Source organism: Fictibacillus sp. 5RED26, from assembly GCF_015903895.1.
GTDB lineage: Bacteria > Bacillota > Bacilli > Bacillales > Fictibacillaceae > Fictibacillus > Fictibacillus phosphorivorans.
On sequence record NZ_JACZDU010000001.1, the window covers coordinates 1,224,313 to 1,249,817 of the forward strand.

At 35.0% G+C, this 25,505-nt stretch carries 28 protein-coding genes, 1 tRNA gene and 1 pseudogene; 26 read left to right on the top strand and 4 right to left on the bottom strand.

The window, feature by feature from the left end; genetic code table 11:
- Nucleotides 1-115: 115 nt before the first annotated feature.
- The 14 genes from IHV10_RS06410 (at nucleotide 116) to IHV10_RS06475 (ending at nucleotide 11,610) form a co-directional block, all read left to right on the top strand.
- Entirely contained in the window at nucleotides 116-3,427 is a 3,312-nt protein-coding gene (locus IHV10_RS06410; protein WP_197127808.1) for an RNA dependent RNA polymerase, read from the top strand.
- 295 nt (nucleotides 3,428-3,722) lie between these two features.
- Nucleotides 3,723-4,280, top strand: coding sequence for a hypothetical protein (locus IHV10_RS06415; RefSeq protein WP_197127809.1), 558 nt, complete (start codon nucleotides 3,723-3,725; stop codon nucleotides 4,278-4,280).
- 240 nt (nucleotides 4,281-4,520) lie between these two features.
- Nucleotides 4,521-4,685, top strand: a complete 165-nt coding sequence (locus IHV10_RS06420; RefSeq protein WP_197127810.1) for a hypothetical protein — start codon at nucleotides 4,521-4,523, stop codon at nucleotides 4,683-4,685.
- Nucleotides 4,686-4,766: 81 nt separating this feature from the next.
- A complete protein-coding gene (locus IHV10_RS06425) occupies nucleotides 4,767-5,009 on the top strand; it encodes a hypothetical protein (protein ID WP_197127811.1) in 243 nt (80 codons plus the stop codon).
- Between the two features lie 91 nt (nucleotides 5,010-5,100).
- Nucleotides 5,101-5,292 carry a hypothetical protein gene (locus IHV10_RS06430; RefSeq protein ID WP_197127812.1) on the top strand — a complete coding sequence of 64 codons (192 nt, stop codon included), beginning with the start codon at nucleotides 5,101-5,103 and terminating at the stop codon, nucleotides 5,290-5,292.
- A 44-nt stretch (nucleotides 5,293-5,336) separates the two neighbouring features.
- Nucleotides 5,337-5,780 (top strand): hypothetical protein, encoded by a 444-nt coding sequence (locus tag IHV10_RS06435; protein ID WP_197127813.1) that lies wholly within the window; start codon nucleotides 5,337-5,339, stop codon nucleotides 5,778-5,780.
- Between the two features lie 66 nt (nucleotides 5,781-5,846).
- Nucleotides 5,847-6,326 carry a hypothetical protein gene (locus IHV10_RS06440; protein ID WP_197127814.1) on the top strand — a complete coding sequence of 160 codons (480 nt, stop codon included), beginning with the start codon at nucleotides 5,847-5,849 and terminating at the stop codon, nucleotides 6,324-6,326.
- 87 nt (nucleotides 6,327-6,413) lie between these two features.
- The gene (locus tag IHV10_RS06445) at nucleotides 6,414-6,818 is read left to right on the top strand and encodes a terminase small subunit (protein WP_197127815.1); all 405 of its coding nucleotides are present in this window, start codon (nucleotides 6,414-6,416) and stop codon (nucleotides 6,816-6,818) included.
- A gap of 128 nt (nucleotides 6,819-6,946) precedes the next feature.
- On the top strand, nucleotides 6,947-7,531 hold the full coding sequence (locus IHV10_RS06450; protein WP_197127816.1) for a recombinase family protein: 585 nt from the start codon (nucleotides 6,947-6,949) through the stop codon (nucleotides 7,529-7,531).
- Nucleotides 7,532-7,568: 37 nt separating this feature from the next.
- Nucleotides 7,569-8,732 carry a PBSX family phage terminase large subunit gene (locus IHV10_RS06455; protein ID WP_197127817.1) on the top strand — a complete coding sequence of 388 codons (1,164 nt, stop codon included), beginning with the start codon at nucleotides 7,569-7,571 and terminating at the stop codon, nucleotides 8,730-8,732.
- A 228-nt stretch (nucleotides 8,733-8,960) separates the two neighbouring features.
- The gene (locus IHV10_RS06460; protein WP_197127818.1) at nucleotides 8,961-9,320 is read left to right on the top strand and encodes a hypothetical protein; all 360 of its coding nucleotides are present in this window, start codon (nucleotides 8,961-8,963) and stop codon (nucleotides 9,318-9,320) included.
- A gap of 1 nt (nucleotide 9,321) precedes the next feature.
- A complete protein-coding gene (locus IHV10_RS06465; protein WP_197127819.1) occupies nucleotides 9,322-10,560 on the top strand; it encodes an FtsK/SpoIIIE domain-containing protein in 1,239 nt (412 codons plus the stop codon).
- On the top strand, nucleotides 10,550-11,158 hold the full coding sequence (locus IHV10_RS06470; RefSeq protein ID WP_197127820.1) for a replication-relaxation family protein: 609 nt from the start codon (nucleotides 10,550-10,552) through the stop codon (nucleotides 11,156-11,158). The genes IHV10_RS06465 and IHV10_RS06470 overlap by 11 nt, the downstream gene beginning before the upstream one ends.
- 53 nt (nucleotides 11,159-11,211) lie before the next feature.
- A complete protein-coding gene (locus tag IHV10_RS06475; RefSeq protein ID WP_197127821.1) occupies nucleotides 11,212-11,610 on the top strand; it encodes a hypothetical protein in 399 nt (132 codons plus the stop codon).
- A gap of 11 nt (nucleotides 11,611-11,621) precedes the next feature.
- Here IHV10_RS06475 and IHV10_RS06480 read toward each other — a convergent pair whose 3' ends face one another.
- Both IHV10_RS06480 and IHV10_RS06485 read right to left on the bottom strand, forming a co-directional pair.
- Complete coding sequence (locus tag IHV10_RS06480; RefSeq protein WP_197127822.1) at nucleotides 11,622-11,861, bottom strand: hypothetical protein; 240 nt, start codon at nucleotides 11,859-11,861, stop codon at nucleotides 11,622-11,624.
- 17 nt (nucleotides 11,862-11,878) lie between these two features.
- A complete protein-coding gene (locus IHV10_RS06485) occupies nucleotides 11,879-12,157 on the bottom strand; it encodes an XRE family transcriptional regulator (RefSeq protein WP_370629642.1) in 279 nt (92 codons plus the stop codon).
- 143 nt (nucleotides 12,158-12,300) lie between these two features.
- Here IHV10_RS06485 and IHV10_RS06490 point away from each other — a divergent pair, with 143 nt between their 5' ends.
- From IHV10_RS06490 to IHV10_RS06535, 10 genes and pseudogenes are all read left to right on the top strand, one after another.
- Nucleotides 12,301-12,744, top strand: a complete 444-nt coding sequence (locus tag IHV10_RS06490) for a hypothetical protein (protein ID WP_197127823.1) — start codon at nucleotides 12,301-12,303, stop codon at nucleotides 12,742-12,744.
- 87 nt (nucleotides 12,745-12,831) lie between these two features.
- The gene (locus IHV10_RS06495; protein WP_197127824.1) at nucleotides 12,832-13,506 is read left to right on the top strand and encodes a hypothetical protein; all 675 of its coding nucleotides are present in this window, start codon (nucleotides 12,832-12,834) and stop codon (nucleotides 13,504-13,506) included.
- 138 nt (nucleotides 13,507-13,644) lie between these two features.
- A pseudogene (locus IHV10_RS06500) lies at nucleotides 13,645-13,725 on the top strand (YneF family protein); the annotation flags it as partial.
- Nucleotides 13,726-13,813: 88 nt separating this feature from the next.
- Nucleotides 13,814-14,860: a tRNA 2-selenouridine(34) synthase MnmH gene (gene mnmH, locus IHV10_RS06505; RefSeq protein ID WP_197127825.1), complete on the top strand. Its 1,047-nt coding sequence runs from the start codon at nucleotides 13,814-13,816 to the stop codon at nucleotides 14,858-14,860.
- Nucleotides 14,861-14,998: 138 nt separating this feature from the next.
- On the top strand, nucleotides 14,999-16,750 hold the full coding sequence (locus IHV10_RS06510) for an ABC transporter transmembrane domain-containing protein (RefSeq protein ID WP_197127826.1): 1,752 nt from the start codon (nucleotides 14,999-15,001) through the stop codon (nucleotides 16,748-16,750).
- The gene (locus IHV10_RS06515) at nucleotides 16,747-18,549 is read left to right on the top strand and encodes an ABC transporter ATP-binding protein (RefSeq protein WP_370629643.1); all 1,803 of its coding nucleotides are present in this window, start codon (nucleotides 16,747-16,749) and stop codon (nucleotides 18,547-18,549) included. The genes IHV10_RS06510 and IHV10_RS06515 overlap by 4 nt, the downstream gene beginning before the upstream one ends.
- Before the next feature lie 452 nt (nucleotides 18,550-19,001).
- Entirely contained in the window at nucleotides 19,002-19,847 is an 846-nt protein-coding gene (locus IHV10_RS06520; protein WP_231619425.1) for a M15 family metallopeptidase, read from the top strand.
- Between the two features lie 105 nt (nucleotides 19,848-19,952).
- Nucleotides 19,953-20,663, top strand: coding sequence for a cytochrome c biogenesis CcdA family protein (locus IHV10_RS06525; protein WP_197127827.1), 711 nt, complete (start codon nucleotides 19,953-19,955; stop codon nucleotides 20,661-20,663).
- A gap of 24 nt (nucleotides 20,664-20,687) precedes the next feature.
- Nucleotides 20,688-21,146, top strand: a complete 459-nt coding sequence (locus IHV10_RS06530; protein ID WP_260858765.1) for a Na(+)/H(+) antiporter subunit B — start codon at nucleotides 20,688-20,690, stop codon at nucleotides 21,144-21,146.
- Nucleotides 21,147-21,148: 2 nt separating this feature from the next.
- Nucleotides 21,149-21,613: a CcdC family protein gene (locus IHV10_RS06535; RefSeq protein ID WP_197127828.1), complete on the top strand. Its 465-nt coding sequence runs from the start codon at nucleotides 21,149-21,151 to the stop codon at nucleotides 21,611-21,613.
- Between the two features lie 44 nt (nucleotides 21,614-21,657).
- Here IHV10_RS06535 and IHV10_RS06540 read toward each other — a convergent pair whose 3' ends face one another.
- Nucleotides 21,658-22,083 (bottom strand): DUF2621 domain-containing protein, encoded by a 426-nt coding sequence (locus IHV10_RS06540; RefSeq protein ID WP_255520071.1) that lies wholly within the window; start codon nucleotides 22,081-22,083, stop codon nucleotides 21,658-21,660.
- 28 nt (nucleotides 22,084-22,111) lie between these two features.
- Nucleotides 22,112-22,208: transfer RNA gene (locus tag IHV10_RS06545), tRNA-Sec, on the bottom strand.
- Between the two features lie 401 nt (nucleotides 22,209-22,609).
- Between IHV10_RS06545 and selB the strand changes: the two genes are divergently transcribed.
- Together selB and IHV10_RS06555 are read left to right on the top strand one after the other, a co-directional pair.
- Complete coding sequence (selB, locus tag IHV10_RS06550) at nucleotides 22,610-24,502, top strand: selenocysteine-specific translation elongation factor (protein ID WP_197127829.1); 1,893 nt, start codon at nucleotides 22,610-22,612, stop codon at nucleotides 24,500-24,502.
- Nucleotides 24,503-25,498 (top strand): glycosyltransferase, encoded by a 996-nt coding sequence (locus IHV10_RS06555; protein ID WP_197127830.1) that lies wholly within the window; start codon nucleotides 24,503-24,505, stop codon nucleotides 25,496-25,498.
- The last annotated feature ends 7 nt before the right edge of the window (nucleotides 25,499-25,505 follow it).

A 25,505-nucleotide genomic window follows, 5' to 3' on the forward strand; every position in this document is an offset into this window, starting at 1 on the left:
AACTCGCAAGCTAGTAAATGGAAGGCACTTCTCCATTTACGTAGCGCAATCTTTTGAACTTGTATTTTCTACATAATAATCAAATTACCAATAAACAAAGGGAGTAGATAAATAGATGTCACTTAAACGTAAACAGTACCATGTAAATTATTATAAATTCTCAAATTTAATCTCAAATGGAGGAACACGCTTAGAATTCTCAAAAGAAGATGCAATTGTGTATCAGAACAGTGAGAACATACTTTATTCCACAGTTCATAGGTTAATGGATCGTACTTTTAATGAATCAACTAAGAATTTTGTTAATGAAGTATTCGTTTTGAACGCTGAGAATATTTCAACAAAAGAAGAAGAGGGTCAACTAGTATTATATAAGCAGTTAATGAGTAACGGTGTTTACATAGATGGTGTTAAATATATCCGTTTTGGAAAGTCATCAAGTATGGCTATGAATCAAAGAACATTGTTTGTCACTGAGAATTTACATAACCTGCTAAAAGAATACATCTCTTTATCCAAACAACCTGAACAAACAGTTATATCTAAATATGAGACTGCATTAGGATTAACTTTAAGCAGCGTTAACCTAATTCAAGGATTGCCGAGAATTGCAATCATTTCTGACTTTGAAACATCGGTAATAGAAGACGTTAAAATGGTGAAGAAATTTACTGTTGATGAGTCTGCTCCTGAATATCAAGAATACCTGAAAGTTAAGGAACTTGAAGAAAAATATAAGAAGAAAACTGACTTGCTAAAAGATTTGAATCCGCCTTCAGTGATTAGACAAACGCCACTTTCTATAGATAAAAGTGATAAAGGTAAGTCTGCATGGATTAGAGAAGGACGAAGAGTTAAGCTAGACCAACTTGAAAAACCGAGAGGATATAAAGTCTACAATGATGTTCCCTATTATGTTTACTCGGTTGATCAGACGGAAGAATGTCCTGATCTTATTAACAAGTACAGTCTTGGTTATGAAATACAAGTTGTTGAAAATCATGAAAACAAAATAGAACCGTTCGATGGTCAGGGATTAATTAGCCTTCAATATGCAGAGAAGATATCCAAGAAATTAAAGCTTGGTTACGTGAGTAATGGCTTTCAGATTCGGTTACCTTATGTGAAAGGGTTAGTCATAAGCGTAGATTTTAAGTCGTGGTTTTCTGAGAACAGTGTAACTCTTATTACAGACATCTGGAACAATCCTGTTGATATTAATGAAGTGGATATTATCCTTACAGAAAGTTGCTTTAAAGCCAAAATGGAAGCAACAGAAGGTAAGAGTAAGCAATTATTTTTAAGTATGGATGAGTATGTTTCATTACTTGAAAAATACGGTCATGATTACATTGGTATAGCAAACCATGTTAAATCACATGAAGAAACGGATATTTATACCGATCTAAATTACCAGTTTATCAATTCGTTGAACTTGAGTTTACAAGACCTTGTTACCTTATCAAAAAAGCCAGGTAAGTTCTATATGGATATTTTAAACCGTGGAGATACGGCAGCAGTTAAAGCTTTTCTTAACATGATGGTAAAAGATGATGAAACATACGAGATGAGTAGACTTGATACTGACGTACAAAAGGCGATAGAGTTAGATGCCCGAATGATATTTGATCCTAGGGTACAGAAGTATTTGAGAAGGCAAGTTCAGAAGGCTATTGAGAAGTTGGCTATTGGAAGAATCCCTGTAAAGGGAAATTACAAATTCACAACTGGTGATGTAATTGCATTTTTAGAATTTGCAGCAGGGTTTGATGACGTAGAAGGATTTTTAAATAAAGATGAGTACTACTGTTCAGGTAAACTAGGTGAACATGTCATGATGAGAAATCCCTTAACATCTTGGCATGAAGTGAAGAAGGGTAACTTTGTAACTTACGAAAATAGGTATGTTGAGCATTTGAATAATGTCATCCAGATAAACACTAAGGATCTGACTATGCCTCAACTTTCGGGACTAGATAACGATGGGGACAAAATTCTTTTAACTGATTCATCTGTTATTCGAAAAGCTGTAATAGAAGATTTAGTTATTGTAAATGATGATGACAAGATTCCAGGTAAAACCCAATCTTATGCAATGGATAGTATTCTTGATTTTGAACTAAGAAACTTATCGAACATGACTCCTATTGTTACAAACATTGATACGTTTATTCAATCGAAGGCATTAGAAGTGGGAGATTTAAGAGGTAGTGAATTAGCAATAGCAACATGTAAGCAGCTCCAGGCTGAATTCATTGACTCAGTTAAAAAGGGAACTAATCCTCAGATACCTGATGTACTTCTTGAAAAACAAAATTTCAAACCATACTTTCAAAAGTTTATCTATGAGGATATGGATAATACGATTAAAGACTACAAGTATTTGAAGATTAACAGTCCCTTGAATGAATTTGCTTATAAGATTGAAGAAAGACTTGCTAAGTTAAAGGAAAAGAAAATTTTTGATCCATTTGGGTATTTAGATAAAAGTACATTTGATTTAATTATAGATGAATCAAAGTATGACAAAGAAACTTTTTTCAGCCTTTGTGAACAAATCATCCCTATTTACAATGAATATGCGGAAAAAAGTGGGGAGATATGGAAAGCACAAAAAGCAGTTAAGAAAGTACGTGCTAGTGCTGAAGATAAGGAAGCACTTAAGATCATTAAACTGAAGTATAGAGAGTTAGGCAATAAAATTAGGACTAGGTTAAATGCGGTTTGTGATAATCCTAGTGTGTTAACTTCAGTATGTGCCTATATTGATTATCATGAAGCTAAGATTGGAACCGTAAAAGATAAAACAGTAGTGAGAACAGCTAGTTATCTTTTCCCTTGGATTTGTACTGAAGATGCTGCTGGATTACTTGAGAATCTAAAAACGAATGAAGATAAGAATAAGATTGATGTTCTAGAAGTTAAAGAATTAAACCGAAAAGAAAATGAGTATGTAGGAATTCTAATGGTTAATGATGGTATTGCTTCAGTTAATGATGAGTCATTTAAGACTACATTAAAGGATGGAAAATACAGATTACAGAACCAAATGGGATACCATTTCATTGATTATAATAAAGAAAGGGAAGCAACAGAAATTGTTTCAAGTGAAAGTAAGAGTATGAAGAATAGTGTAAACACAGAATTAGTATTATTAAAGGATTACAAAATTAGATTGCATACCGGTGTAAAAACTGGTGAAGAAGTTCAAAACTTGATTAATGATAATCTAGTAGAGCTTAAGAAAAACGGAGAATACTTGAGACTTGTTATAGGTGAAGATGATATCTGTGGAATTTATAATGAGTATGAAAGAGATATTAGTAATCGTATTTTCCTTTGTGATTATATTGGGAAGAAATTTAATGTGAAAGTGGAGAAGGTAAATAACAAGAGTTTAACCGTATCGTTAGACTTAGTTAAATAGGTGACTACCGTCACCTGTGGTGAGAATTGATGAGGTTTCATTAGTTTTCATTATTATTTCTCCTAATAATAATTGTACTTGGACACTAACTTAATTGTTGGTGTCCTTTTTTTATTTTCCACTTAGCATTTATTAATTGAATGTTAATTGGAGTATAAAAATAAGTTCATGTCGTGATGACACAACTTTCAAATTAAATTAGATGATCTAAGAAGAAGAGGCCGCCTTTACTCCAAAGGTTGAAGGTCTCTTTTTGCTTTGGACAAACAATAAAATTTGAAGGAATGATATATAGATGGAAGTACAAGTTAATGGTGCAAAGGTTTTACTAACTCCTATACCAGGAGCGTTTAGTAATTACAGATGTGATGTAGTAAATGGTCGAGTTTATAGCTTAGAGTTAGGTAGATTTCTCATTTCTAACCCAGGTAAACGTTTTGGTTACTGTAAAGTTAGAATGAAAAAAGATGATGGATCATGGAAGGTACTCGGAGTTCATGAAGTTGTTATGTCTTCTGCAATGGGAGTAGAAGTATCTTGGTGGAGAAATCAGACTCCTAAATTAGAAGTACATCACTTGGACGATGCAAAAGTAAAAATTAATAATGGTATTGCAAATCTAGAACTCACAACTAGAAAGAAGAATATGCAACAGTCTAGTCATAAATTTGGTGATACTAAGCGACTAGGTTCAGATTTAGCCCTAATGATTAAGTTAGAATTTAAAAAGTTTGATGGGAAGAAATCAGAATTCATTAATGGTTGGTTAAAATTATTGAATCATGAATTTACATACAGTTCGATTGAAAACGTAGTTATTGGTAAGACTTATAAGAATTTAGAGATGAATTAATACTTAATTTGCTCAAGATGTTGTAAGTCTTATTTTGTGATATGCTGTCTCTTCAACTGAGAAATGACAACGAGGAGACAGTGTACCATGATAAGAAATGTTCCGAAGGACGGTAAGATTACTCATAAAGGTTCATGCGATTTAGAAAAAAAGAGTAATCTAGATCGAGCAATAGCTAATTTGATTTTAGAAGTACACCACAATACCAAGAAGAAAATAGAGTTACAGGGTAAGTAAATCATGAATAAAAAGTTTAATCAGAATGAAGTTAAGAAGAAAAAAGTTAGTAGGGTTCGTACAGATCGAGTGAGAGATTATAGCAACACAAATAAACTTTTAAATAATCAAGAGTTTTTGGAAAGGTTGCTAGGAGCTATTAATAAAGCATATTTAGACGAAGAATAACAAAATATAGCATTTTTATTGTAAATTCAGCAGGAATCTTCCTTTTGATCTTGAAATATATGGTAGAAAGGGGGTGTTGATATGTCAAATCCAACAATTTATGAAGTGGAAAAGCAGTACTTAGTTAGAGCGGATTATTCTTCAAATGTAACTCGCAATTGGGATGTTTACATAGCTTCAAAGGGTGAAGAATATTATGGTAAAGCTGAATGTCAAGACGAAAACGGTGGTCGCCGTGAAATCCCTTGGATTAAGTTAAAAAACGAAAGTGTATCACCTTTGGATGAAATAATTTCTATTATGAAAACAGCTTACGAAGAATAAATTATTTTATTTAAAGAGTCATCCATTTAGTGGATGGCTTTTTACTTTAGAATGAATAGCCTCATACCGATAAATTATATGAGGTGAAATAATGGAGCCAGAACAAATATTAAATATTGATACACTAATGCCTGCTGCACCAATATTCTTATTATTAGTTATATTTATCGTAATTTCTTTAGTTGTAATCGTAATGACAAGAAAACTACCTAAACATGTGACATTGGTATTATTAGGTGTGAGTTGGACAATAGGATTAATGTGGTGGCTGAATATGTTATAAATAATATTTAAATATCAAAAGTTATCACCGATATAAATTGGGGGGTGATTATAATAGAAATTAAAGACTTAGAGAAGATTTTATTGGAACAAAACTTTAAATTGTTTTATGGTTTTATCAAGAATCTCAGAGAAGAACCTACTTTAGAAAAGAAAAATGAAAAACTATATTTATTAAGACAGCTTGAAGAAGAAGTTATAATGTTTACAATAGCAAAAGCAGAGGCTATAGAATCATATTATGACCATTCTAAGTATTTTGCTGCATATGTTGCAATTATGGTTGCGTTTCTTTTAGCGTTTTCCAAAGTTGTTCCATCTTATGTTTCATTTATTGTGACAGCTATAATATTGCTAGGTATTTTATATGCAGCAGTTATTGAAAAGAAAAGAAGAGTTGAAGCAATTTATTTAAAAAGTTTGTTAAACCAAATTAATATTGATAAGAAGAATAAATACAATGAATTAGAAAAGAAAGCCGCTGTTTAAAAGTGGCTTTTTTATATTGCCTTTTATACCACCTTTTGACAGAATATTGTTGAGAGGGGTTTATACATGGACATAAAATTAATTAGTGGATTAGTCTCTGCAACGGTAGCTTTATTAATAGCAATTTTAAATCATTTTATTATTACACCCATTAAAGAAAACAGAGAAAGAAAGCGTCAACAGCTTAAGAATTTATACGCACCTTTATATAGTTTGCTAAATACTCGTATAAATATGGTTAAGGATATGTCAATAAAATATAATAGGATTATGCTTGGTACCAGAACTGATGTTAAATATTTCAATAAAGAATATATGGAAATATTCCTCTTAGAGAATACGGGATACGCAAGTGATGAGTTAATCTCAGTGTGGATAAGGTACAGTAGTTCATTAACTATTGATGAAAAAGAGACAATTGAATTTGTCCAAACAGTTGTAAAAGAATTTAACCAACTAAAAAAAGATCTTGGACTCTCATTTAATCAGCAGGAATTAATTACAGGTATACCAGAAGTTATTAAAGAATTTAGAGATAAATTGTAATATTTAGCTCCCAATTAACCTTGGGTGCTTTTTTATTTTGTATGCGGAAGTAATCATAAATAGTTTAGATTGGAGAGTGAGGTGATAATGATGAATGAAGAAAAACGAAAAGTTGGAAGACCGAAGAAATTCCAATCTGTTGAAGAGTTAGAAGAAAAGATTGATGCTTATTTTGCTGAATGTGATGAAAAGGAAGAACCCTATACCATGACAGGGTTAGCCTTAGCATTAGATACAACGAGGGAAACTTTATTAGATTATAAGTTAAATTATGATGAAGAATATTCTTACTCGATTAAAAAGGCTAAAACTCGTTGTGAAGCTTATGCAGAAAAACACCTATTCAAAGGGAAAAATGGAGTAGTAGGGGCAATATTCAACCTTAAAAATAACTATTCTCGCTGGGTTGATAAGCAGGAAATTGTTAAAACTGAAGCTCCTACAATTCAAATTAAGCGTACACGATCTGAAGAAAAAGTAAATGAAGAGTAAATTAGTTTAAAATTTACATTTTATTGTATCATTTGACTACACCCTATTGACGCGTTTTAGATATGTTGATATTATTGATTTAACAACGTCTCATATACATGTTTCAAAAATGAAGGGTGGAATTAGTGATGAAATATGGTTATGCCCGAGTTTCCTCAAAAGGACAGGATCTTACCGTTCAGATTAACTCTTTAAATGAAAATGGTTGTAGTACTATTTTTAAAGAGAAGTTAAGCGGTAGAAAAAAAGACGAAAGACCTGAATTTAATAAACTATTGGAAACTGTTCAAAGTGGAGATTATATAGTAGTCACAAAATTAGATCGTTTCGCTCGAAGTACAAAAGATGCCTTGAATACAATAGAATACCTTAATAATAAAGGTGTGGGATTAATCGTTCTCAATATGGGCGGAGATAAAATTGATACATCTACTGCTATTGGAAAGCTGATGATTACTGTATTGTCTGGTATAGCTGAATTTGAAGCAGATATGATAAAGGAACGACAAATAGAAGGTATCGCTTTAGCAAAAGAGCGTGGTGTATATAAAGGTAGACCTAAGAAATACACAGATAAGAATAAAGGCTTGCAATATGCAATTGACCTATTCAATAACAGAGATTCAAATGGTATGACTGTTAAGGAAATTGAAGAAATAACTAAAATTAGCAAAGCGACAATATATCGAGCGATTAGAGACATTGGAAAATAACCAGTGTCTTTTTCTTTTTATAAAGGTAGGTGAAAATATGGCAAACAATAAGCAAATTAATATTGAGTTCGATGTATCTGTAGTAAATAGTTGTTATCGTGATTTATTAGACAATGAATCACGTTATCTCATTCTATATGGCGGAGCTGGTTCGGGTAAGTCAGTCTTTGCTGCACAGAAGTTAGTACTAAGAATGTTAGAGGAATCTAATCACAAGATACTTATAGTGCGTAAGGTTGCAAAGACTCTTAGAGAATCAACGTTCTCATTAATACGTGGAGTTATTAGTGATTGGGGATTATCACACTTGTTTGATGTAAATAAGACTGATATGACTATTACTTGTAATACCAATGGTAATCATATCATACACGCAGGCTTAGATGACGTTGAGAAGATGAAATCAATTCATGGTATTACAGCAATATGGATAGAGGAAGCTTCAGAAGTAGAACAACAAGACTTTCAACAATTAGACTTGCGTTTACGTGGTTTCACATCTAATTATAAACAAGTGATAATTTCATTTAACCCAATTTCAGCATTACACTGGCTTAAATCAGTATTCTTTGATAAACAACGTAAAGGCGCAACTGTTAAACATACTACATACTTAGATAATGAATTTATTGATGATGATTATAAGCAAGTACTGGAGAGTATGAAGGAAGATGATCCTTACTATTACCAAGTATACGCGTTAGGTATGTGGGGAGTAACAGGAAAGACAATCTTTAATGCTCAAAAGGTCACAGAGAGATTATCAGAGTTACAAACAATTAAGCCTATTAAACGAGGCTTTTTTATTTTTGACTATAAAAATGAGAAGATACAGGATAAATCAATTAAGTGGATTCAAGATGACAATGGTTATATCTCGATTTATGAAGATGTTAGATCACATATTCCCTATGTTTTAGGTGGCGATACCTCAGGTGCAGGAAGTGATTACTTTACAGGTCACGTTCTCGATAACATAACTGGTAAACAAGTAGCTGTATTCCATAATCAGTTAGATGAAGATCTATATACTCGTCAAATCTACTGTTTAGGAAAGTATTATAACACTGCTCTAATTGGCTTAGAGTCTAACTTTAGTACTTATCCTATCAATGAACTTTTAAGACTAGGTTATCGCAAACAATATGTCAGAGAAGTACCTGATACATACACTGGTAAGGTAAAACGCTGTGTGAGTTAGAGCCTATCGAAGCAACGCAATGGTTAAACGAGGATGAGCTTTTCTATTACGCTGATAAATGTCACAGTCTTAAAGCACCTTTTCAACCAGCACTAGACCACGTAAACAACTTCATAGAAAACGGTAAAGCCTTAAGGGATCATTCACAGTTTGTAATGCCTGATTGGATGGATACAGTAGTTGAGTACAGCTTAGAAGTTCTATCATGTATCTTTGGGGGAATGTGAGATGGTTATTAAAATTAATGGTTGCGAGGTTCAGCATAGACTTCACAAAATCAATTCTAAGCTTCAGAAACCAATAAAGAGACACATTTGGAAGGACAGTAGACTATTAGGAATAGTTGCACCCACCTTGAGCACTTTACTTCATTTTTCACCTGAAATGAAACTAGCTTATATTGTTGTTTGTGGTGTCGGAATGACCTTAGTGTCAGTGGGTTTAATTGAAAACGTGTTTATTTCAATTGGAAACACTAGGACAGCAGAGATAATTGAACGGATAACAAAAGGAATATTACTAGCTGGAACATCCATAGGAATTGGATACTTTATCTTTAATGCTCCTATGTGGCATTGGGGTAGATGACATGTTTAATGAATGGTTAGTTACTCAAAAATATAAGAGCCAATTAAAGAAAGCATTTTATTCAGGTGGCTTGTATCTCACTCACAAAAAGAAGAGTTACGTTCATTACATCTTACCAAAGATACACACTGTAAAATTGAAGGACAATTCTATGCAAATTGTATTTACACTTCCATTAGGTTTAGATCCAAAAGAAGTAATAAAGAGTGATTGGTTGTTTAAGCAGCAGTTTGGTGAAAATGTAAAGTTAAAACAAGAAAATAAGAAGTTTGTATTAACCATATACAATGAAGGATTAAAGAAAGTCATTCCTTATAGGTTTGAAACACTTCATCCAATCATGAAAGAATATAAGCTTCCAGTCGTAATTGGTAAGGATAAAAACGGTAAGATCATACTTGTTGATTTAATAAAGCATCCTCATTTACTTGTTGCTGGGGAAACAGGAAGTGGGAAAAGTGTATTTTTAAGAACAATGATTACTTCATTAATACAACACATGAAACCTGGTCAATTAGAACTTTATCTTGGAGATCCTAAAATGGTTGAGTTCTTTCTTTTTGAAAATGTACCTATAGTAAAAGGTTTTGCTAATGAACCTGATGAAATTGGAAAGATGGTACAGAAAGTTGTTAAACAAATGAAGACACGCAAGAAGTTAATGAAGGAAGAAAAAGTACCTCACATTGATAAATACAATAAGAAAGCTGAAAAGAAACTTCCTTATATTCTTCTATGCATTGATGAATTCGCAGAGTTACAAAGTGAAGGTTCAATAAAAAAGGACATTGAGTGGATTAGTTCACAAGGAAGAGCATTCGGAATAATCCTTTGCCTAAGTTTACAACGTCCTGACAGAGACACAATGGATGGAAAACTTAAGAACAATATGACTATGAGAATAGCTTTTAAGATGGCTGATAAGGTCAATAGTCGTATCATCTTAGATTCTTATGAAGCAGCAAGTATCAGTTCAGAAGATAGTGGTCGTATGTTCTACAAATTAAATGGAATACATGAAGCGCAAGCCTTCTATTTAGATGAGGAAGATGCCGAAACGATATTAGAAGAATATAAGTCAATTGAAGAAGAAGTTAATATAGTTGAAACGATAGTGCAAGATGAACCAACAACTATATCTGAAGATACAACAGTAACTATAGTAGATAGTATAGAAGAATCTCCAGTTAAACCTACATTTAAAGCTAACTTATTAGGGAGTGGAGAAGATGGTAAATAGAGATAAGTTAATCCTTGATGACTTAAAGAAATTTCGTATATTAAATCGTGATCAGATTATTGCAATGCACTTTAACCATTTAAAACAGAAAGTTGTAGTTTGTAACAATGTGATGAAGAGATTAAGACGAGATGGCTATGTTACAGCATGTACTGAAAGTCAACCTTATAACTACTTTCTAAACCCTTCTCCAATAAAAAAGGATTCAAAGAAGATTCCTCATTTTAATGCTATAAGTAGTTTTTATATTGAAGCCTGCAAGTATCAAAAGCCTACTTTGGTGCAGATTGAACCAAAGCTTGCAGAGAAATCAACCATTGAACCAGACATTTTTATGATTTGGTTAGGAAGTCCGTTATTTGTGGAGATACAGAGGAGCATTTATTCAGCAAAAGTTATGCAGCAGAAGATAAATAGATATAAAACGTACTTTGAAAGTGAAGAGTGGATGAAGGCTAGCTGGCAAAAAGACAAGAAAGTGTTTCCTTACATTTGGATTATAACAGATTACAAATATAAATTAGATGATGTATCCCCATTGCAGATATTTCAAACTAAAGATGTAGATGAGTTTATGAAAACTATAGTTAAACAATAACATAAACAGATAAACCTTCCTCATATAATCAACCAAAAGGGAGGTAGGCGAAAATGAAAAGTGAAATGAAGTGCTTGGTGTGCAATGGAAGTCATTTTCAAAAAGGATCTTACATTATTGATACTGAGGTAAATGTCTATTCAACTGCTTATAATAGCGTAAGAGCTGATTCAAGAGTAAGTTCGTATAACTCGGATTACAACATTGATGTTGATACAGATGTTGATGTTTCCACTCAAATTGATAATGAAGTAAATGCTGATTCAGATATGGTATTCCAATTACAATTAGATAATAAGGAATATGAGAATATTTCACCTTACAAATATGCTTGTGAAGATTGCGGTTATATTATGAGTTTTAGTAAATCAAAAAATGTTGAGAGTAAAGAAGGAGAACGTAAACGCAAACAAAGAGAAAAGGCATATGATTGGTCAAACTTTAAGAAATAAAGACTCCCGAATTACTGGGAGTCTTCTTTTTCGATAATATTTAAATTTGAGTAATCATTAAAAACTGAAAAGATCGAACTAAATAAAATAATACCTAAACAAATCCCTATTATATATTTTGATAGTGTTTCAAGATCTTTATTCTTTATAGTTTTAAGTAAAAGATAAAAAAAGCCTACCACCCATATGCCTGCTTGAAAGAATGTTATAACTGCTTTGCTTGTCAGTCCTAAGAAAGTTGAAATATCCACTTATAATCCCCCAATTATTAATTCATATCTTTATTATTCATTAAAAATACATCTTCAACATTAAATCTTTTCTGACTTCCTTTTTCTTCTGCTATTCGATTAAGCGTTACAAGTATTTCCTTAAGTGTTTTAAAGCTGATTTGTTTGGCATTTCCACTAACAAGTTCATTAATAGTTGCTGGTCTTACTTTAGCTTCCACAGCAAGAGCATTTCTAGTTACATCAAGATGCTTTAAAGAGTCCTCTAATGTTGGAATAAATCCGTATTCTGTCATTGGGTCAGTTTTTGGTTTCACATAAATTCCTCCCTTATATACGAGTGTACAATAAACTTCTTAACAAGTAAAACTTTTTTAGTTTTACTTGTTGACAACTTTAAATGAATGATATATATTTTACTTAACAAGTAAAACTTAATAAGAAGGAAGGTGTAGGTAAATTGAGTCGTGTTTCTAAATGGAGAAAATATGTTGATGAGAAACTAGCTTACAGAGACATGAAAGAACCTTTAGAAAAAGCTTTAGGGAGAAAATTAACTAAAGATGAATATGTATCTATCTTATGTTTATCGGATTCAGGATGGCTAACAGTAGGCACTTTAGTAGGTATGTTTGAAGAATTAGCAAATAAAAACCAATTTGAAACTGGGGGAATTAAAATGATGAAAAAGTATACGGTTATGGGGAATGTAAGTTTTGATGTTCAATTAGAGGTTAATTCAGAGAGTCATGAAGAGGCTGTAATGAAAGCTGAGACACTAATTAATTCTTATAATGTCATCATGAGAGAATTACAACTGCTCACTATGAGCAGTGACTACATAAAAGTTAAATTAAACGATGTTGAGGTAGACTGGCAAACAGCATCTGACGAAGAAGAATAATTGACTGTCTGAAAGGGCAGTTTTATTTTTTGAACTTAATAAATTTTCGATATTTTCATTGTATAATCACAATAGGGGGGTGTGATATTGAGAAAATTAATGCCTAGTGAAATTATGAATGGGACAGTTATAGGCTACATACCAGAAGAAGAAAGAGATCCTTTTTTTGAAAAATGGACAGAGCTTGTATTATCTGAAGCAACTTTATATAAAGTCACAAAATACGTAGAAGCGCCTATTGAAGTGTTAATGCAGATAAGAACTGAAATTGAAAAATTAAGAGATGTAGTGTGGAAGTCTTCACTAAAATATATTTATACTCCAACTATGGCGAAGTTCAATTTCTTGTTGAATGGTAATATTTACGTAACGAACAATGAAGATTTTCCTTATGAAAAAAGAAATGAAAAGGAGCAAACAAAGATGAAAAACATTTATGACAATAAACCAAAAGATGGGACAGTTATTGGCAAAGTGACTGATGAAGAATTGCATGAAATTAAAGAACTAGATATAAAATTCTCTGCAATTGATCAATTATCAAATCATGTTCAAGGAAGAGTTAACGCAAAAGAGTTCTTAGAACTATATAAGTTAGTTGAAGAGATGGAACGCAAGAGAATAGATATCTGGTTGCCTATACACAAACGATTAAACGCATCTATTGAATGGAAACTATTTGTTGACTACACCAACAACGATGTCTATGTTCAAAATTATGAATTACCTTATTATAATGATGATTCCAGTGAAGATGAATAAGTGTAGTGGATAGTCGGAATGATTAACCATTTGAAATGAAGAATCTATGAAAAACTAGACAAGTCTCTATTAAAAATGGTATATTTTTCTCAATAGAAAAAGTGGTTTTAAATAAGCTGTAAAGCTTTATATATCAACGTTTTGATGCAGATGGGGCAAAAGCCTTCACAGAAGAAAATTAATCAAATGATGCAGGCTATGAACAAGCAGATGAAGTAAGAGTTGGACAAGCACCCTGATGAATAATCGGGTGCTTGTTTTCGTTCTCTTTACAAATAGCGTTATGTATCAATAAAGGATGATGGCAATGAACAACGTTGAGACGATTTCCATAGATGAGATAGATGCAAATCATTATTTGCTTTTTGATGTAAGATCTCCGAAAGAATTTGAAGAGTACCATATTCCTGGTGCGTTTAATGTGAGTATATTTTCAAATGAGGAAAGAGCAGAAATAGGTACGTTGTACAAACAGGAAAGTAAAGAAGCTGCGATGGAGCGTGGACTGCAAGTTGTTGCACCCAAGCTTCCGTCTTTATATAATCAGATAAATTCCCAAAGTAAAGAAAATCCTGAAAAACAGGTTGTTATCTATTGCGCAAGAGGTGGATTTCGTTCAAGGAGTATCGCTCAAACGATGAGCATGATGGGGATAAAGACCCTACAGCTCGATGGAGGCATACGGTCGTATAGAAAGAAGATTGATGCTTTTTTTAGAGAGATGGAGGCTGAACCAAGAAAGATCATCGTACTTGAAGGTCATACTGGTACGATGAAAACGAAACTACTGAAACAACTGCAAGAAGAAGGATATCCAGTACTGAACCTTGAAGAAATGGCAGGACATAAAGGCTCGATTTTCGGAAAGATCGGAGAACACCCCTCTTCGCAGAAGAAGTTTGAATCAAGACTTTATGAACAACTTCAGAAGTCGGAGAAATCTACAGCGATTATTATTGAATCAGAGAGTAAACGTATTGGGAGAGTAGTCGTTCCTAATTTTCTGTTAGAAGGTAAATACAGCGGTGTTCGAATTCATGTGGAGCTACCTTTTCATTTAAGGGTTAAATATATTTGTAATGTGTACGAGCCGCTTCTGCATAAAGATGAGATTATTGAAGCGGTCAATAAGCTGTCAAAAAGAATTCCCACAGCAATCATGTTAGACATTCAAGAAAACCTGAAAACGTTAAATTATGAAAATGTAGTATCACTGCTGCTTGAGAATTATTATGATCCTAAATATGATTACGCACAACAGCAATATGAAAGTGAGTGCATCAAACTGAATAGTGATTCCTATCAAGGCGTCTATACAAAAGTAAAGAACGTATTAGATCAGTATTTGCGCTAAAAAATCTAAATCAGTTACAGATGATTTCAAAAAGGCCCTTTTAATGGGGTCTATTTTTGTGAAACTTTTTCCTTTTCGGAATTTTCATATATTGGTAAACTAGAATTGTTTTGATATAGAATCAAGGGGGAACGGGCGTTGAGGGTTTTTCTGCAGTTGATGTGGTATTTTAAACAAGAAAAGTGGCGGTATATAGGCGGAATCGTAATGCTTGCCTTCGTGTCACTGGGATTATTGGTCCCTCCAAAAGTGGTCGGGCTCATTGTCGATCATATTGAAGAAGGTACGATAACCGAAGAGATCTTATGGAAATATGCTGCAGTTTTAATCAGCATTGCGATAGGTATCTATGTTCTTCGGTATATCTGGAGAATATTAATCTTCGGTTCAGCTGTTAAATTGGCGATGTTACTAAGAAATAGGCTGTACGAACATTTTACGAAAAAATCACAGGAGTTCTATCAAAAGAGACGTGTAGGAGACTTGATGGCTCATTCTACGAACGATCTTCAGGCTATTCAACAGACTGCTGGGGATGGCGTTTTAACGCTAGTAGATTCATTGATGATGGGTGGTTTTACATTAATCGCAATGGCAACAACGATCAGTTGGAAATTAACACTTGTCAGTCTTCTGCCCTTACCAATTATGGCGTGGGCAACAAACAAATATGGTACGATGCTGCACAAAAGGTTTCATAGTGCACAAGAAGCATTCTCAACTTTGAACGATAAAGTGCAAGAAAGTATCTCTGGTACGAGGGTAATTAAAGCTTTTGGTCAAGAAAAAGATGATATTGACAGCTTTTCGGATCTCTCGAAAGATGCAGTTAGGAAAAATATGGCTGTTGCTCGTGTTGATTCTTTGTTCGACCCTACTATATCTCTGATCATTGGATTCTCCTTTTTTCTAGCGGTCGGTTATGGATCGATTCTCGTAACGCGTAATGAACTAACAATAGGAGAACTTGTTTCATTTACTAGTTATCTCGGATTGTTAATATGGCCGATGCTTGCATTTGGCTGGTTGTTTAATATTGTAGAGCGAGGAAGAGCTTCTTATGATCGTGTTGAATCACTTCTTGCTGTAAAAGAAGATATTGAAGACAATGGTTCAATCGAAAACAGTCCCAAAGGTGATATTTCATTCCTATTAAAGCAATTTTCTTACACTACAGGTGCTTCTGTTTTAAGTGATATCCATTTTACTTTAAAACGAGGTCAGACTCTTGGGGTCGTCGGAAAGACAGGTAGCGGTAAAACAACACTATGCAAGTTATTGCTGCGTGAATTTCAATTAAGATCAGACGACATTATTTTAGATAATCATGATATTTGTGAATACAAATTGGATGCGTTACGAAGTTCGATCGGTTATGTACCACAGGACCATTTTTTATTTTCAGCTACCATAGCAGAAAATATTGCTTTTTCAAAAGTCGATTCACCTTTTTCAGAAATAAAAGAAGCGGCAGAGCTTGCCTCGATTCATAAAGACATTTCTCACTTTAAATATGGATATGAAACAGTAGTAGGTGAGAGGGGAGTCACACTTTCAGGAGGACAAAAGCAAAGAATCTCAATTGCAAGGGCATTGATAAAAAATCCAGAAATGTTAATTCTAGACGACTCCCTTTCTGCAGTTGATGCTAAAACAGAGGAATCCATCCTTCGGCAATTAAAGAACAAACGGCAAAATCAAACGACGATTATAACTGCTCATCGACTATCATCGATCGCGCATTGCGATCTAATCATCGTTTTGGAAAATGGAACAATCGTACAACGAGGTACTCATCACAGCTTGTTGAACGAAGAAGGATGGTACAAAGAAACATATGAAAAACAAGCTTTGGAAACGCTGATTTCACAGGGAGGTGTGATCAAATGAGTGCCGAACAAGAACCTACACTCGATGAATTGCAGCAAATGAAGCAGTGGACTGTTTTTAAAAGACTCATGTCTTATACAAAACCACACAAAAAACGTTTGGCATTCGCCTTCTTTTTGTTATTAGTCGCAACAGCAGCTGAATTAACGGGTCCAATTCTCGTTAAAACGTTCATCGACGATTTTGTCACACCTCGAAATTTTGAACAAAGAGCTTTGGTGATACTCGCTACAGGATACATTGGATTAATCATAATCTCAGCGGTTGTAAACTATGTTCAATTTGTTTTGTTCCAATCTGTAGCACTTGAAATTATTCAAACTCTGCGGATCCAAGTGTATACAAAGGTCCATTCATTAGGATTAAAATTCTTTGATCGCACACCAGTAGGAAGCTTAGTTTCACGAATTACGAACGACACAGAAGCAGTTAAAGATCTTTATGTAAGTGTACTCTCGACGTTTGTTCAAAATATCGTATTCTTATTTGGTATCTTTGGATTCATGTTCTATTTGAATGTCAAACTTGCACTATTCTGTTTGTGTATTTTGCCGTTCATTGTTTTGATCATGTGGCTGTATCGTAAATATAGTTCTAGGTCGTTTTATGACATGAGAGAAAAACTTAGCCAGTTGAATGCAAAATTAAATGAATCTCTTCAAGGGATGTCCATCGTACAAGCGTTCAATCAGCAAAAGAGGCTTCGAAAAGAGTTTGCAAAAATCAATCAAGAACATAATGATGCACAATTCAGAAATATAAAATACAACGGTTTGTTGCTTAGACCTGCCGTTGATCTTGTTTATATGCTTGCATTGTTGATGATTCTTTCCTTTTTTGGCATCAAATCATTTAATTCTCCTGTTGAGATCGGTGTGATTTATGCTTTTATCAATTATCTGGATCGCTTTTTTGAACCTGTTAATATGATGATGATGCGCCTTTCTATTTTTCAGCAAGCTATCGTATCAGCAGGACGCGTATTTACAGTCATGGATGAAGAAGAGTTTGCACCGGTGAAGAAAGGGAATACGGTTCCGGCGATTTCAAGAGGTAAGATTGAATTTAAAGATGTTTCATTTTCTTATGATGGAGAGCAGGAAGTTCTTAAAGGGATCTCTTTCACTGCAGAGCCGGGTCAAACAGTGGCTCTTGTCGGTCATACCGGAAGTGGTAAGAGCTCAATCATCAATTTACTCATGCGCTTTTATGAAGTGAATAAAGGTCAGATTTTGATCGATGACATTCCTTTATCAAACTACGAAAACAATGAGTTAAGAAACAAGATGGGACTCGTTTTGCAAGATCCCTTTTTATTTGTTGGCGATATTATGCAAAACGTAAGATTATACGACAAAACCATTACGGACGAAGACGTAATGAATGCAGCAAGATTTGTTCAGGCATCATCGTTTATCGAAAGACTTCCTGAGGGTTATCAAACAGAGTTAGGAGAAAGAGGGGCAACCTTTTCAAGTGGACAAAGACAACTGATCTCTTTTGCGCGAACGATGGCTTACTCTCCTAAAATCTTGATACTCGACGAAGCGACGGCAAACATCGATACAGAGACCGAAGAAGAGATACAAGAAGCGCTTCATAAAATGCGCAGCGGCAGAACGACAATTGCTATTGCACACAGACTATCCACGATACAAGACGCAGAACTCATTCTTGTGTTGCATAAAGGGGAAATTGTTGAAAGAGGGACTCACCAAGAACTATTAAGACAGCGAGGTTTGTATCATAAGATGTTCCTATTGCAACATGGAAAAGATTCTATGAACGATGTAGGTTAACAAACTTAATGATTTATGTATTATGTGACAGCTCTTCTAAGAAGAAGAGCTGTTTTAATTTGTGTGACTTTCTATAAAAAAGATTGTTGCCCTCAAATCTTTGTCTTATCTGATAGTTGATTGGAGTGGAAGGTGCGTGCCTACCTCCTGAAATACATCTCGCAAGGCATGCGACGAGGAAGCTAAATACGGTAGCTTTAACTTGTAGGCGCAGGAGCGTGGAATCTAGTATGAGACACTTAAAAGTGAATCGCAAGAATGTGGCTCACCGCCTGCCCCGCGGAAAGCGAGCACCTGTAACGGAAATCAACTACTTCCAAGAGCTACAAATTTTTTACTTTAATTTTTCGAAAATATGAACTTCTGTTTTAAGTGATTGACTTATTTGCAAATTATTCTATTATAAGATAGCATACACGTACAGACAAACTGAATAAAAGGATGAGAATGCTTTGAAGAAATATGTTCTACCAACAATGTTGATCGGCAGCATGTTTGTCCTTTCGGCATGTAAGCCAGTTGATTGGGCAGAAAAGAAATGGGACGCTGCCTTTAATGAAGAAAATTCTAAAAAGAACGAAAAACAGATTTCAAATGAACAAACAAAGCCAAAACCAAATGATGAAAACAAAACAGAAAATAACCATGAACAACCATCAGCAGAAGCTGATCTGCCTTGGTTAGAAGAAACGGTAACGGTATCTGGTGACGGGAAAGCGGTTGTACAGAATCTAGACGATCTTTTGATCGTTGCGAACAAGGAAAGAAACCTACCCGATAATTATGAACCGAAAGATTTAGTTACACCAAATGTTCCGTTTCCTTTTAAAGAGGATCTACCTAAGAAAAAATTAAGAAAAGAGGCAGCTCTTTCTTTAGAAGTATTGTTTAAGGCAGCTGAAGAGGACGGTCTCGAGTTGCTAGCACAATCCGGGTATCGCTCTTATGATACCCAAGTGTCTATCTTCGCCTTTAATGCTGAGCAAAAAGGGGAAGAAGTAGCGAACAAAACGAGCTCAAAGCCAGGACAGAGTGAGCATCAGACTGGATTATCAATGGATGTTACATCACAAGAAGTGAACTTTGAACTTGTAGAAGCCTTTGGCGAGACAAAAGAAGGAAAATGGCTAGCAGATAATGCTCATAAGTATGGATTCATCATCAGATATCTGAAAGGAAAAGAAGATATTACTGGATATCAATATGAACCTTGGCATCTCCGATATGTTGGGGTAGATCATGCCAAAGCAATTCACGAGCAGGGCATCACGCTCGAAGAGTATTTACAAAAACCATAAACATCTCTGACAGCTTTTTTCTAAGCTGTCTTTCTTTATGTTTGAACAAAATGGATATTCCCTTTAATATAGAGAGAGAACTGTAAAAAAGGGGCTTACTAAAAAATGACCGATCTTAATATTCTGCTTGCTTTTGGAGCTGGCTTGCTCTCCTTTATTTCACCTTGCTGTTTACCATTGTATCCTGCTTTTCTATCTTACATAACTGGGATCTCTGTTCAGGAACTTAAAGAAGAAAACGCCATGCTAAGAAAAACGGCGCTTCTACATACTACATTTTTCTTAATAGGATTTTCGATCATATTTATTTTCCTTGGTCTATCGACTACGATAATCGGTGATCTATTCGTACAATATCAAACACTGTTAAGGCAAATTGGAGCTATTGTAATCATCTTTTTCGGTCTTGTCGTGATGGGATTCATAACTCCTACATTTTTGATGAAGGATAAGAAGGTAAGGTTTCAATCTCGTCCTACTGGTTATCTAGGTTCCGTGTTGATCGGTATTGGTTTTGCAGCAGGATGGACACCTTGTATGGGTCCCATTCTAGCAGGCGTTATTGCGCTTGGGGTGTCAAATCCGGCAGCATCTATGACGTATATGGTCGCGTATGTTTTAGGATTTGCTGTTCCTTTCTTTGTTTTAAGCTTCTTTTTGGATAAACTAAAGGTAATAAAAAAGTTCAACCGTCAGTTTATGTTGGTAGGAGGGACTCTTATGGTCGTTATGGGAATCCTGCTATACTTTGATTGGCTGACACAATTAACGTCATTTCTAACAAACCGTGTGTTTGGAGGATTCAAAGGTTTTTAAGAGTAATATGGAAAGGGGATATACATCATGCATTCACGATCGAATGACCTTATCTTAAAAACAACAACAAATATCATTGTTTTTGTTATTCTAGCTTTTTCAATTAACATGCTTTTTTCAGGGCATAATGCTCCAGGTGGAGGATTTATCGGAGGATTGATGGGAGCGGGAGCATTTCTTCTTCTCTATGTTTCCTACGGGTTACAACCTGTACATAGAATATTGCCGATAAACTTTACGTACATGATCGCAGCTGGATTATTGATCGCCATTCTCACCGGCGCAGGTTCCTTTGTTTTAGGTGTTCCGTTTTTGAGTCACAGTTTTGGCTATTTTCAACTCCCTTTGTTAGGGAAAACAGAGCTTGCTACAGCGATGCTTTTTGATTTAGGTGTATATTTGACAGTAATCGGAGTTACGATGACCATTATCCTCTCAATTGCAGAAGATAAGATCGAGAAAGAAGTAGGGGAAGGGAACTAACCGTGTTTTTTATTGCGAGTACATGCTTTGCCATTATTATGGCAGTGATTATTTTTAATTTTCGAATGAAAGAAACAAGAGAACCGGTTACCACAAAAAAGATCATCATTCCCCCGTTGGCTATGAGCACAGGCTTTCTTCAGTTCGTGATTCCTGCTTTTCACATCACCTGGACGGAAGCAGGGGAGGCTTTCTTAGTAGGTATCATGTTTTCGATATTTCTTATCATGACAAGTAAATTCGAAATTAAAGGTGATCATGTATACTTGGTTCGATCGAAAGCCTTTATTTTTATCATTATCGGATTGTTTGCCATCCGCTTAGCTTTAAAATGGTATATTGGTTCTACGATATCTATCTTTGAAACAAGTTCATTATTCTTCATCGTTGCGTTTGGGATGATCTTACCGTGGAGACTTGCCATGCTCGTTTTGTTCAATAAAAAGAAAAATGAGATCGCATTATAACATAGAGAAGAGAACCCCCTGAATCTTTAGATTCAGGGGGTTCTTTATGCGAGTAAAGAATGATAAGGTTTAATGTCTATGTTTTTCTTTTTTAGTGTCTTGATCAACCATTTGTGATCTCTTTTGGGTGTTGCGATGATATAGCCGCGAATGATTAAGTCTTGTGACATTGAACTTGCTTTTTCTTGTAATGCTAACTCACCGATCTTGCCAGCGATCTTCTCTTTTGCTACATCCCTAAAGAGTTCAGGAACCGGGGCTACTAATTCGTTTAAAAGTTTCTTCTGATCATCAGTCCATAGATGAATGGTTTGGTCGATGTAATGTTCTTGCCAATCTAAGATTGATTTTCCATCTTCTTTAGGTAAGCGTTTTAGGAATTTGCGAAACATAAAATATCCGCCGATTGCAAACATGGTAAATAAAAAAACGGACCATAACACGATAAAAGTGATGAACCATCCAGACAATGCGTCCACCTCGTATGTATAAATTTTTTGGCGGGACCATGTGGGAATCGAACCCACCGGAGACGGCACGCGCCTCCCAAAAGGTTTTGAAGACCCAGGCAAGCACCAGCTACGCATCTGGCCCCAAATAGAATTTCTAGCTCGCTATTGCATTATACAGCATTTTACCACGTTAGGACAAGGCTTGTGAATTATTACATACGATAGGGGAGTGTAGGTTTGTCGAACGATGGAAAAGAACGACTGTAACAGAGAGGATAATGAACTATAACAGCTTTCCGCTATAACAGATTATTTTCTCCACTATAACAGTTCACCCTGTGGACAAGTGTGAATAACTTGTTCTGTGGATAACCTGTGGGTATACAGGCGTGAATAAATATACATTCATTTATGGCGACTTGGGAAATAATATTGATCAGGCAAACTTCGCTATTTTTCAACAATGAATAATGCGTTATCCTTGTTTTTTACATCTCCTTTTCATAAAGTGTAGAAGAGTATGTACATATAGGTGGTTAAACATATGACGATTAAATATTATACGATCGGAATGGCAGGACACATCGATCATGGAAAAACGACACTTACTAAAGCATTAAGTGGCATCGACACAGACACGCTCAAAGAAGAAAAAGCTCGCAAGATAACGATTGAACCAGGGTTTGCACCTTTTCCGTTAACGAAGGATCTGCATACTTCCATCGTAGATGTACCAGGGCATGAAAAGCTCATCCGTCAAATGATCGCTGGTGTAGCAGGAATTGATCTTGTTCTCCTTGTAATAGCGGGAGATGAAGGAGTGATGCCTCAAACGAGAGAACACTTTGAAATTCTTTCCTTCTTAGGCATTGAAAAGGGAATCATCGTTGTTACGAAGTCAGATATGATTGATGACGAGATGCGTTTGTTAGTTGAAGAAGACATTTTGGAGCTTACAAACTCATCGGTGTTTGAACATTTTCCAATACATTTTGTAGACAGTGTTTCTTCTGCTGGAATAGACCAGTTGAAGAGTGAAATCATTAACCTCTTAAAAGACAAACCTGTTAGATCTTCACAAGGCGCTTTTCGCATGCCGATTGATCATATCTTTACGGTGAAAGGACAAGGGACTGTTATAAGAGGTACTGTCTATGAAGGTGAAGTACAGGAAGGTGATGAACTTTTTGTTCAGCCTGGGAACGTTAAAGTGAAGATTCGAAAACTTCAAGTGCATAAACAAGAAGTTCATTCCGCTAGAGCCGGTCAAAGAGCAGCGATAAATCTTTCAGGAGGTTCTAAAGCGGATTGGAAAAGAGGGCATGTTCTAGTAGAACCGAATGTCTATTCGACCACGAACACTATCGATCTCGTATTATCAACGGGTGAAGGGTGGAAAGGGAAGTTGAAACAGCGCTCTTCCGTGAAGTTTTATAGTGGTACGTCGGAAGTGATGGGTAAACTCGTCCTTTTTGACCGAAATGAGTTAGATGTCAATGAAGATCAAATATATTGTCAAGTTCGATTAGATCAAGAGGTCGTAACAAAACGAGGTGATCGTTTCATCTTAAGACGGCCGACTCCTGAGGAAACGATCGGAGGAGGAGAGGTTATCGACCCGAACGGATCTGTTTATAGATTTGGAACGGAGACGATCGAACGATTGAGGAGTAAACATGAAGGAACTCCAAATGAGCGGGTCCTACAGTTGCTTAATAAAGTAGGATCGATGACAGAACGAGAACTTAAGAGCTCGAGTGGAATGGATGATGAAGTTCTTCAACACACGTTGGATGAACTAATAAGTGAGGGTTCTGTTGCTCGAATACAAAATTTTTTGGTTGCTGATTCTAAGGTAAAGCATATAAAATCTAGCATCATGAACAAACTTCAAAACTTCCATAGCGAGTATAGTTTAAGGCAAGGTATTCCAAAGGCAGAAATTGTTCAATCGTTCCAAAATGAAGTAAATCCGAAAATAGTTAACACGCTTCTTGAAAAATGGATAACAGATTCAACCGTTTCGATCACAGACTATTTTGTTCATTTATCACATTTCAAACCGCATTATCCGGAAAAATGGGCGAAAAGGATGGCGAATGTTCTTGCCACCTTGGAAGAAGCACAGCTCGAGCCGGATGACCTACAGAACATCTATAACGCTCAACAACTTCCAGAACCACTTTATCATGAGTTTAAGTATTTTTTGATTAAATCCAATGAAGTGGTATTGCTGTTTGATGAAGTGATGTTGAGTAGAAAGGCATTTGATTCAGCAGTTGAACATTTGCGAATCAATACGGATTCAACGTTTTCCGTGCAGGATGCTAAAGCGGTTCTTCATACATCAAGAAAGTTCTTAATACCGATATTGGAATGTATGGATTCAAAAGGGTATACGATGCGGGAATCTAATGTTAGGAAATGGGTGCAATAAGTGAGAGTCGTCTTTTTCACTCCGTATTATAAACAAAATCGTGGAAATTCTACTACGGCCAAACGATTAGAACATGGATTGTCTGAGAAAGTTGAGTTTTCTTTTTTTCCATATGAAGAAATTGGTGTTAATCCTACTCTTTTTGAATGGATGGAGAAAGCGGATATCTATCACATCCTTCATTTTTCTAGATTCGTTCAATGGGCTGAAAAAAATGATGTTACGTTGGATAAACCTTATATCGTTACTTCTGGAGGAACAGATCTCAATCATTCGCTAGAAGAAGACGAAAAAAGGTATCTTCCTCTGTTGCGTGAAGCGAAAGCAATCACAGTTTTTACTCAAAAAGCTAAACAATTGCTCGTCGAAGACTATGGACTAAGTGATCATTCGATCCATGTAATACCTCAAAGTATTTATTTACCTTCTATTGAAAATAAGAATGAAGCGTTCACTTTGCCCGATGGAAAGCCTAAACTTTTACTGCCAGCTGGAATTCGCCCAGTTAAGGATGTTCTTTTTGCATTGCGGAGTATGATTAAATTGTCTAGCGATTATCCTGATCTCACCTTTTTAATAGTAGGACCCAACTTAGATTCTGAAGAATTTAAAAAAATGAAAGAAGCAGAAAATAAGTATGATTGGCTGTATTATTTACCAGAAGTAGAGCTCGGTCAGATGAAAAAGCTTTATGAATGGGGAGATGTAGTATTGAATACATCGATCTCAGAAGGACAGTCGACAGCATTATTAGAAGCGATGAGTTTTAAGAAGCCTGTAATCGCAAGGGAGAACGTTGGAAACTCTAGCATCATACAACACGGAAATAACGGATTGCTGTTTCAATCTCATGAAGAATTATACCAATCTATAAAGATTGTGATATCTGATCAAGAATTTTATAAACAACTTAGTGATAGAGGGTTTCAAACCATAGAAGAGAAGCACACTATTAAAAAAGAAATAGCTTCATACATGGAACTATATAAAAATTAATAGAAAA